Genomic DNA, 5,981 nt, shown 5'->3' with positions numbered 1-5,981 from the left:
CCGAGGTCGCGCTGACCGAGGACGGTCTGAGCACCAACCACGCGGAGGTCGCGCTGACCGAGGACGGCATGGCGACCAACCACGCCGAGGTCGCGCTGACCGAGGACGGTCTGAGCACCAACCACGCGGAGGTCGCGCTGACCGAGGACGGCATGGCGACCAACCACGCCGAGGTCGCGCTTCTGTACTGACCATGAAGGCAGTGGCCGCTGCTCAGGCGAGTGGGCGGCTCGGTATCGGTTTGTGCAGGGTGGGGTCCGTGTTGTGCACGGGCCCTGTTCTGTTTTCCGACGGAGAGGGTTGACGATGGTGACGGTTTCCGAAGGGCTGCTGGAGACGGTGGCCGGGTTTGTGGACGGTCCGGGCAAGCCTGGTAGTGGGGCGGCCGGTCTGCTTTCAGCTGTCGCGAGGGTTGATGTCGGTGCGGGACCGGACGCTATCGCGCTGGCGTTGATCACGCTGGGAACCCAGGCGAGGAACGAACGGGACCATCCGCGTGCGGAGGTGCTGTTCACCCTGGCCTGGGAGGTGGCCGCGGCTGCCGGGGATACTCCCTTGTGGGTACGAGCACGGACACTACTGGGCGGCCTGCACCGCATCCGGGGCCGCTACACGGAGGCCGAAGAAGTGCTCCGTGAGGCACTGGCAGCGGCCGAGACCGATGGAGAGATGCCATTTGGTTCGCTGGTCGGCGTGTGCAACGAGCTGGGGATCTTGTTCAAGTACGTGGGGAAGTTCGACGAGGCCGAGGAGTTTTACCGGCGGGCCCTGGAGGTCCTGGAGGAGAGGGGCCTCGGGCAGGCGCCGATGGCCGCCCCGCTATTCCACAATCTGAGCGGTCTGGCGCACTCGCGGGGTGATTTCGCGGCGGCGGTGGAGCCCGGTCGTCAGGCGATCGCGATCCGGGAACAGTCGCTGGGGCCCGACCATCTGGAGGTGGCGCTGGACAAAGCGGCGCTGGCGCCGGTGCTGATCGAGCTGGGCGAGCTGGAGGAGGCCGAGGCCCTGCTGACGTCGGCGCTGACGGTGGTCGAGGAGACCTACGGTCCGGAGCACTACGAGACCGGCGTCGCTGTGGGCAACCTGGCAGCTCTCGCCTACCGGCGTGAACAGTACGCCCGGGCGCGGGAACTGTTCCGCCGCTGCCTCCGCCTGAAGGAACAGGCTCTCGGGCCGGAGCACCCGGAACTCGCCGTGACGTTGAACAACTTGGCGATTCTCGCCCGTCGCAGCGGCGACTCGGACCGTGCCAGGTCGTTGTGGGAGCGGGCGCTGGCCATCCTGGAAGGCTCGGTACAGCAGGGCTATCCGCTGCTGGCCGCGGTCCGCCGCGGCCTGGATTCCCTGGGGCCGGAGGTGGCCGCGTGACGCGGCGCCGCGGAGCACACGTTGCACTGGGCGGCCGACGGGTGCCGGGGTCACCTGCCCTGGCGGCGAAACTGCCCCGGCTGGTTCCGGGGGCCTGGTTGGTGCTGGGTTCGGAACTCGTCTCCGCACTGGGGTCGGGCATGACCGCGCCGTTGCTGGTGGTGTATCTGCACGGGGTGCGCGGCATCCCGCTCGGCCCGGCGACGCTGGCGGCGGCGGTCGGGCCGCTGGTGAGCTTCTTCGGCAACCCGTTGGGCGGCCTGCTCGCAGACCGCCTCGGGGCTCGTCGCGTCATCGTCATCGGCCTGGCCGTCGCGGCAGTCGCCACCGCCGCCCTCGGCATGGTGCACTCGCTCGCGTCCGTGGTGGCGGCGATCGCTTTCATGGGCGGGGGCCTGTCCATCGCCCTGCCCTCCCAGGACAGCCTGCTCGGCCACCTCGTCCCCCCGGAGCAGCGACCCACCGCCTTCGCCCTGCGCTACCTCTCTTTCAACCTCGGCATGGGCGCCGGCGGCCTGATCGCTGCCCTGGCCGTCGACACGAAGCACCCCTCCTCCTTCACTCTCGCCTATGCCGCCGACGGTGCCACCTTCCTGTTGGCCGCCCTCGCCATCACAGGCCCGGCCCTGCGTGGAGCGACCCCCGCACGAAGGACTCGGATCCCGCTGCGCGAGGCACTTCCCCACAGCCGACCACTGTGGGTTCTGTGCGGTCTGGGCATGCTGTTCACCCTGGTCGGCTTCGGCCAGTTCAAGATCACCACCTACGGCATCACCGGCGCCAGCACCCGCCTGCTCGGTTTCGCCTACCTCGCCAACACCCTCACCGTCGTCGCTGCCCAGATGCCCGTTCTGCGTCTGACCCGGACCTGGCTCCGCCACCGTACCCTTGCTGTCGTCGGCGTCATGTGGGGCGCTGCGTGGCTGCTGATCTGGTCGGCCGACCGGCTGTGGGGCGGCTGCCTGGTCGTCGCGGCCGCCGTCATCGCGCTCGGCGAATGCCTCATGTCGACCAGCCTGCCGCCCACCATCAACGACTTGGCCCCGAGTGAAGAGCTGGGCCGTTACAACGCCTCCTTCCTCATGGCCCGCACCCTCGGCAACCTCGCAGCCCCCGCCCTTGCCGCGGCTTTTCTTTCCACCGGTCTCGGCCCCCAGCTCGCCCTCTTCCTCGCCGCCCTCGCCTGCGCCATAGCCTTGCCCTGCCTGCGGCTACCACGGCTCATGTCGGCCCCAGCCGAAACCGTCCGCTGAACCGCTCCGGGTTCGGTAGACCTCAGGAGCTGTTTGTGCGCTGGAGTTTCGTGGTTGCGAGGTAGGGGTTGTTCTCGTATCCGACGGGCGGGGCGCGGCCTGTCTCACCGTGGAGCCGCCGGTGGTTCTACCAGTCGACGTACTCGGCGGTGGCGAGTTCGACGTCGGACGGGGCGGATCAACGCCCACACCGGCTCCGGTATCGGGCACCGGCAGGTCCAGGAACTCGCTGTCGGCGCCGCGGCGGACATCGACGCGTTCTACGCACTACGTCACCCGGGTCGAGGACTCCCGCTTCCCCAAGGCCCGGGCCAGACGCGTTGAAGTGGGGCGTCGGATCGGTGCGGACGGCATGCGCCTGCTGCGCATGATCTGGGCGGATGACGCACCACTGGCCCTGCGGGAACTGCCGGAGGCCGACACTCTGCGGCAGGTTTGGGTCCAGCACTTCCACCTGGTGGAGGGCGAGGTGGTCCGGCGGGACCCCAAAGACCGGCCGCCGGGCGCCAAACGCCTGGTCACGCTCTATGACACCCAGGCTCGCAGCGGCGGCAAGCGGGACATCTTCTGGGATGGCTACAAAGTGCATCTCACCGAGACGTGCGAGCCTGGGGCGGTGCACCTGGTCACGAACGTCGTGACCACCAGCGGTTCGGCCGGCGATCAGCGGATGGCTGCTGTCGTGCACGACGGCCTTGCGAAGCGGGACCTGCTGCCCGACGAGCACTGGGTCGACGCCGGCTGCACCAGCTCCGGCGCTCTGGTCGCCGCCCGCCGTGACCACCATGTCGAGTTGCACGGGCCGATGAAATCCGTGACCGTCCCCCATGCCCGCGGTGACGCCACCCACGGGCAGGACGCCTTCGTCATCGACTGGGACAACCAGCAGGTGACCTGCCCGAACGGAGTGACCAGTACCCAATGGCATCCGCGCCGTTAGGAAGACGGGCTGCCGACCATCCGGGTCCGGTTCTCCCCGGCCGGCTGCCGCACTTGCCCCCAGCTGCGGGCCTGCGTCGACTCTCCCAAAGCCCAGCGCCGGGAGATCAACCTGCGGCCCCGCGACGAATACGAAGCCCTTCAACAGGCCCGCAAGCTCCAGGAAACCGACGACTGGAAGGCCCGCTACAAGATCCGTGCAGGTGTCGAGGGGACCATCTCCCAAGCCGTGCAAGCCTGCGGCCTGCGCAGATCCCGCTACCGAGGGATCGCCAAGACCAGCCTCCAGCATCAGCTCACCGGCGCCGCCGTCAACCTCATCCGCATCAACGCCTGGCTCACCGACCAACCCCACGCCCGCACACGCACCAGCCCTCTGGCAGCACTTCGCCCCGCCGCATAGCGACGGGGCGAAGCAGCCAGGCCCGAATTAACCAACAGCATCCCCCGGGAAACGGGGAGCCGGGCCTCGGCCGGGACATCGTGAGCCCTACGGCAGCGCCAGCATCCGCTCCAGCGCGAGCTTCGCGTACGCCTCGGTCTCCTTGTCGACCTGGATCCGGTTGACCAGGTTGCCGTCGGCCAGGGACTCCAGGGCCCAGACCAGATGCGGCAGGTCGATGCGGTTCATCGTCGAGCAGAAGCACACCGTGCGGTCGAGGAAGACGATCTCCTTGCCCTCCGGAGCGAAACGGTTCGCCAGCCGGCGGACCAGGTTCAGCTCCGTGCCGATCGCCCACTTGGAGCCGGCCGGGGCCGCCTCCAGCGTCTTGATGATGTACTCCGTCGACCCGACGTAGTCCGCCGCGGCCACGACCTCGTGCCGGCACTCGGGGTGGACCAGGACGTTCACGCCCGGGACGCGCTCGCGCACGTCCTCGACCGACCGCAGGTCGAAGCGGCCGTGGACCGAGCAGTGACCCCGCCACAGGATCATCTTCGCGGCCCGCAGCTCCTCGGCGGTCAGCCCGCCGTTCGGCTTGTGCGGGTTGTAGACGACGCAGTCCTCCAGGGACATGCCCATGTCCCGCACCGCGGTGTTGCGGCCCAGGTGCTGGTCCGGCAGGAACAGCACCTTCTCGCCCTGCTGGAAGGCCCACTCCAGGGCCCGCCGCGCATTGGAGGAGGTGCAGATCGTGCCGCCGTGCCGGCCCGTGAACGCCTTGATGTCCGCGGAGGAGTTCATGTACGAGACGGGCACGACCTGCTCGGCCACGCCGGCCTCGGTCAGCACGTCCCAGCACTCGGCGACCTGCTCGGCGGTGGCCATGTCGGCCATCGAGCAGCCGGCGGCGAGGTCGGGCAGGACGACCTTCTGGTCGTCGGAGGTCAGGATGTCCGCGGACTCCGCCATGAAGTGCACACCGCAGAACACGATGTACTCGGCCTCCGGGCGAGCGGCCGCGTCCCGGGCCAGCTTGAAGGAGTCGCCGGTGACATCCGCGAACTGGATGACCTCGTCGCGCTGGTAGTGGTGGCCGAGCACGAAGACCTTGTCGCCGAGCCGTTCCTTGGCGGCGCGGGCGCGCTCCACCAGGTCCGGGTCGGACGGCGACGGGAGCTCCCCGGGACACTCGACGCCCCGCTCACTGCGCGGATCGGCCTCACGACCGAGGAGCAGCAGGGCGAGGGGCGTCGGCTGTACGTCGAGCTCCTGGGTGTGGGCGGTGGTCACGTCACGCACCCTTTCTACTTTTCGTCGAACTGACGCTATCTATCATAACCCGGTTCATGTCACTTTGACGATGGTCATCGCGTCGATGTGACGTGAATCCCCATCAGGCGTTTTCCGCCTCCCATCGCATGTGCGAGCATGAGGAGGGAACGAAAAGACAGACACCCGGCCCGGAATGAATCCGCGGCCCCGCCGGTTGCAACCGTCGGCAAGCAGTCTCCGTACAACCCGGGAGAGATGTAGATGTCCGTATCGGACGAGACCACCACCGTCACCGACGGCATCATCCTGACCGACGCCGCCGCGGCGAAGGTCAAGGCCCTGCTCGACCAGGAAGGCCGGGACGACCTCGCCCTGCGCGTCGCCGTCCAGCCCGGCGGCTGCTCCGGCCTGCGCTACCAGCTCTTCTTCGACGAGCGTTCCCTCGACGGCGACGTGGTGAAGGACTTCGGCGGGGTCAAGGTCGTCACCGACCGCATGAGCGCCCCGTACCTCGGCGGCGCCACCGTCGACTTCGTGGACACCATCGAGAAGCAGGGCTTCACGATCGACAACCCGAACGCGACGGGCTCCTGCGCCTGCGGCGACTCCTTCAGCTGAACCGCTGAACCGCTGAACTGCTGAGCCCGGACCGGTGTCCGGGACGCGGGAGGGGGGGGGGGGGGCCCGGGGGGGGGGGGGGGGGGGGCGGGGGGGCCGCGGCGCCGGGGCGCCCCCCCCCCCGCGGGGGCGGGGGGGGGGGCGGG

The 5,981-nt window shown here is 69.3% G+C and carries 5 protein-coding genes and 1 pseudogene; 5 read left to right on the top strand and 1 reads right to left on the bottom strand.

Annotation, left to right across the window (positions count from 1 at the left end):
• The 4 genes and pseudogenes from ACH4ZX_RS23850 to ACH4ZX_RS23835 all read left to right on the top strand — a co-directional run.
• On the top strand, positions 1–191 hold a 191-nt coding region (locus tag ACH4ZX_RS23850; RefSeq protein WP_398276144.1), incomplete at its 5' end, for a hypothetical protein.
• A 115-nt stretch (positions 192–306) separates the two neighbouring features.
• Positions 307–1,368, top strand: coding sequence for a tetratricopeptide repeat protein (locus ACH4ZX_RS23845; protein ID WP_398276141.1), 1,062 nt, complete (start codon positions 307–309; stop codon positions 1,366–1,368).
• Entirely contained in the window at positions 1,260–2,621 is a 1,362-nt protein-coding gene (locus ACH4ZX_RS23840; protein ID WP_398276139.1) for an MFS transporter, read from the top strand. The genes ACH4ZX_RS23845 and ACH4ZX_RS23840 overlap by 109 nt, the downstream gene beginning before the upstream one ends.
• Before the next feature lie 265 nt (positions 2,622–2,886).
• Positions 2,887–3,963, top strand: a pseudogene (locus ACH4ZX_RS23835) (transposase); the annotation flags it as partial.
• 87 nt (positions 3,964–4,050) lie between these two features.
• Here the strand turns inward: ACH4ZX_RS23835 and nadA are convergent.
• A complete protein-coding gene (nadA, locus tag ACH4ZX_RS23830) occupies positions 4,051–5,235 on the bottom strand; it encodes a quinolinate synthase NadA (RefSeq protein ID WP_324783799.1) in 1,185 nt (394 codons plus the stop codon).
• 243 nt (positions 5,236–5,478) lie between these two features.
• On the opposite strand from nadA, the gene ACH4ZX_RS23825 reads away from it, so the two are divergent.
• Entirely contained in the window at positions 5,479–5,835 is a 357-nt protein-coding gene (locus ACH4ZX_RS23825; RefSeq protein ID WP_030340884.1) for an iron-sulfur cluster assembly accessory protein, read from the top strand.
• The last annotated feature ends 146 nt before the right edge of the window (positions 5,836–5,981 follow it).

Origin of the sequence: Streptomyces sp. NPDC020490 (genome assembly GCF_044335305.1) — a bacterium.
Taxonomy (GTDB): Bacteria; Actinomycetota; Actinomycetes; order Streptomycetales; family Streptomycetaceae; genus Streptomyces.
Note: the sequence above shows the minus strand (reverse complement) of the source record. Positions and strands in the feature narration are given on the sequence as shown.